At 42.7% G+C, this 3,262-nt stretch carries 5 protein-coding genes; all 5 read left to right on the top strand.

Translation table 11 applies throughout. From position 1 onward, the window contains the following. The first annotated feature begins 221 nt into the window (after window positions 1–221). The 5 genes from ACFFAP_RS37380 to ACFFAP_RS37400 all read left to right on the top strand — a co-directional run bounded on the left by ACFFAP_RS37380 (window position 222) and on the right by ACFFAP_RS37400 (window position 3,185). Window positions 222–818: a tRNA isopentenyl-2-thiomethyl-A-37 hydroxylase MiaE gene (locus ACFFAP_RS37380; RefSeq protein ID WP_323231529.1), complete on the top strand. Its 597-nt coding sequence runs from the start codon at window positions 222–224 to the stop codon at window positions 816–818. 18 nt (window positions 819–836) lie between these two features. After that, window positions 837–1,241, top strand: a complete 405-nt coding sequence (locus ACFFAP_RS37385) for a VOC family protein (protein ID WP_375515935.1) — start codon at window positions 837–839, stop codon at window positions 1,239–1,241. A 189-nt stretch (window positions 1,242–1,430) separates the two neighbouring features. Next, complete coding sequence (locus ACFFAP_RS37390) at window positions 1,431–1,919, top strand: GNAT family N-acetyltransferase (RefSeq protein WP_375515936.1); 489 nt, start codon at window positions 1,431–1,433, stop codon at window positions 1,917–1,919. Between the two features lie 45 nt (window positions 1,920–1,964). Beyond that, window positions 1,965–2,642, top strand: a complete 678-nt coding sequence (locus ACFFAP_RS37395) for a ComF family protein (RefSeq protein WP_375515937.1) — start codon at window positions 1,965–1,967, stop codon at window positions 2,640–2,642. Window positions 2,643–2,729: 87 nt separating this feature from the next. Next, a complete protein-coding gene (locus ACFFAP_RS37400) occupies window positions 2,730–3,185 on the top strand; it encodes a PPC domain-containing protein (RefSeq protein WP_375515938.1) in 456 nt (151 codons plus the stop codon). Window positions 3,186–3,262 lie beyond the last annotated feature (77 nt).

Below are 3,262 nucleotides of genomic sequence, written 5' to 3' on the forward strand. Positions count from 1 at the left end.
GGGGAGAAGAATCTAATGTGGGCATCATCAACAGCCACGGCGGTTTTGTGGAAGTAGCCAGTCATTTTAGCGAAACCCTTCACCACTAATCAATTATTGAACTTTGCCCAAAAAATCTTCCGATGAAAATAGCTCTTAACAAAAAGAGTATTAACGAGGAAATCTTTTAAAATCAATTTGCTGGGCTACTCAATTAAATTAAAATTTTGGAGTTTTGTGATGTGCTTACTCAGTTACCAACTATCAACGCCCTGAAACAACCTACTAGCTCTGCTTGGGTTGAACAAGCGATTGCTAATTTAGACATTATCTTACTCGATCACTCGCACTGTGAACGCAAAGCAGCAGGCGTAGCTTTGAACATGATGTTTCGCTACCCTTCTAATACTAAAATGGTTCGGGAACTAACTGCGATCGCCCGTGAAGAACTAGAACACTTTGAACTAGTTAACCAATGGTTAGAACGCCGGAATATTCCCCTAGCTCCCCTACCACCGCCTCCTTACGGTGCGGGTTTAAAAGCTCAAGTACGGCCCAAAGAACCTGAGCGATTCCTGGATTCCTTACTAGTCACTGGTTTAATTGAAGCTCGCTCTCACGAACGCCTGGGACTATTAGCTGCTCACTGTCCAGAGCCAGAGTTAGCAAAATTTTATCGTGGCTTAATGGCATCGGAAGCGCGTCACTACGGTATATATTGGGTACTAGCTGCTACTTACTTCGATAAAGAAATTGTCATGCAACGGCTTGATGAATTAGCAATTGTCGAAAGTGAGTTGCTGGCGACTTTGCACCCAGAACCTAGAATTCACAGTTAGTAGACTAACCCAACAGATATGAAGCTTCAGTTAACACACCTGAGACTGCTTGTCTCCAACTACAAAGATTCTTTTCTGTTTTATCGGGATCTGCTGAAATTTGATGTCGATTGGGGCGATGAAGATAGCGGATATGCTGAGTTTAATACCGGATATCTCAAGCTCGGTTTGTTCAAAAAAGAATTAATGGCTGAAGTTGTTCCAAGAATCGAACAGCCTTCTTATGTTGTCAATCGAGATAAAATTGTCTTGATTTTCGCAGTCGATAACGTGGATGAGGTCTATGAGCAAGTAAAAGATCAGAATGCGATCGTTGTAACTAAACCACAAGATCGCCCCGACTGGGGAATTCGCACAGCTCATTTTCGCGATCCTGATGGCAATCTCATCGAAGTCTACAACAATCTGGGAATTGTCAGTTAACTACTATATCGCTGAATTATCCTTGGTAAGGAGACAAGAGGAGGGGAAGATAATTTCCCTCCCCAAGTCTCTTCATTGATACCTTGAGAGTAACGCCTGAAATCGACTCTGCAAGAATTGCTATTTGCTAGGTAAATTGGGATATAGAACCAGGAAAATTTTCTGTGTAAACTTGACCAGCAAATGGTGATGAAAAACTATTATCAAGATTTTTTAATTCGTGATTGGGTGCAAAGCGATCGCACCAGAGCCGCCGAAGTCATCAGTTATGTATTATCAGAATACGGTCTGGGTTGGGAACCAAAGGGCGCTGACCAAGATGTGCTGGGAGTAGAGGAATATTATTTAGCTACTGGGGGAGAGTTTTGGGTAATTGAACACCAAAGCCAGTTAGTAGGTACTGGAGCATACTACCCCATACACCGAGGCGAAAAAGCTGTAGAAATCCGCAAAATGTATCTTTTGCCCAGCATTAGGGGTTTAGGATTAGGGAAATATTTGTTACAACAGCTAGAAGCAGCGATCGCAGAGCGTGGTTTTCAACAAATTTGGATTGAAACCGCCAGTGTTTTGGTGGAAGCAGTCAAGCTGTATGAAAGCAACGGCTACACTCCAGCAACGGGAGTGGAAACAACACGCTGCGATCGCGTGTATGTTAAGTTACTGCACAACAGTTAAAGGAGTTTACTCCTAACTCTTAACTCCTAATTCCTAACTCTTAAAATGCACACTTGGATTAAAAATCTTACAGGCTTACTCAATCTTTTTCTCCAATCCCATTGTCCCCTGTGCCAACGCCCAACCTCCCAAGAATTCTGTCATAACTGCATCAGACAACTGCAAAAATGTCAACGTCAAGACCAGATTTCTCTGTGGCAAGAACCAATACCAGTATTTGGCTGGGGGGAGTATGGTGGCCCGGTGAAACGAGCGATCGCGGCGATGAAATACGAAAATCAACCCCAAATAGCTCGTCCTTTAGGTCAATGGTTAGGAGAAGCATGGTTGTTAAATTCACCGAGGCGAGATAGCCAGCCTGTGGTGGTTCCCATCCCACTCCACCCTAGCAAGCAAAAGCAACGTAAATACAATCAAGCTGCACTGATAGCTCAAAGCTTCTGCGAAATAACTGGATTAAAATTGAAACAAAACGGTTTAGCAAGAGTGCGAGAAACTGAAGCGCAATTTGGTTTATCGGTATCTAAACGAGAAAAAAACTTGGTTAACGCTTTTGCTGTTGGCCAAGTTTTTCGCGATCGTCCCCCAAATGTCCCAGTGCTGTTAGTGGACGATATTTATACTACTGGTGCTACTGCTAGGTCTGCTGTGCAAACACTTCGTCAGTATGGAATTGTGGTTTTAGGATTAGTAGCAGTAGCCACTGCCGTCAAAGACGGATAAATCAAGAATTAATGGGCAGGCTTTAGCAGATAAGTGCATAAATTGACCGAATTACACTATTTTTATCGACAAAATTCCTTGAAATGTATGAATAAAGTTTTTGCGGCAGGTTTAAAACAACTGATCATTATTCCTGCCACATTGCTGGCAATAGGTATAAGTACAAGTGCAGCTTTTGCTCAAAATAAGTTGTATAGTCCAATTCCTTTATCTAATAGTACTGAATTTTCCGATACCCTCTCAAACAAAGACATTCCCACAGGTCAAGGTGGGTTTGCCCGTGATTACACAGTGAAGTTAGAGAAGGGCGATAATTTAGCAGTTGACCTGTCATCCGAAAACTTTGACAGCATTATCACCCTCTTAGCACCTGATGGATCGACTTTGGCAGAAAATGATGATGGCCCTGATGGTAGTAGCAATTCCCTACTATTTACTCGCATCGTAGAGACAGGGAATTATGTGATTCGTGTCCGGTCTTTTGGGGAAACTGGGATTGGGGCTTTTAAACTCAAAGTCACAAAGCTGCAACCGATTAAATGAAGTTAGGAGTTAGGAGTTTGGGGTTAGGAGTTAGGAGTTAGGAGTTAGGAGTTAGGAGTTAGGAGTTAGGAGTTAGG

The sequence above is a fragment of the uncultured Nostoc sp. genome (assembly GCF_964245575.1).
Classification (GTDB): Bacteria; Cyanobacteriota; Cyanobacteriia; order Cyanobacteriales; family Nostocaceae; genus Nostoc.

Bases quoted from the DNA above. Each gene is read 5' to 3' on its own strand.
- ACFFAP_RS37385 (WP_375515935.1), top strand. From the start codon at position 837: ATGAAGCTTCAGTTAACACACCTGAGACTGCTTGTCTCCAACTACAAA.
- ACFFAP_RS37390 (WP_375515936.1), top strand. From the start codon at position 1,431: ATGAAAAACTATTATCAAGATTTTTTAATTCGTGATTGGGTGCAAAGC.
- ACFFAP_RS37395 (WP_375515937.1), top strand. From the start codon at position 1,965: ATGCACACTTGGATTAAAAATCTTACAGGCTTACTCAATCTTTTTCTC.
- ACFFAP_RS37400 (WP_375515938.1), top strand. From the start codon at position 2,730: ATGAATAAAGTTTTTGCGGCAGGTTTAAAACAACTGATCATTATTCCT.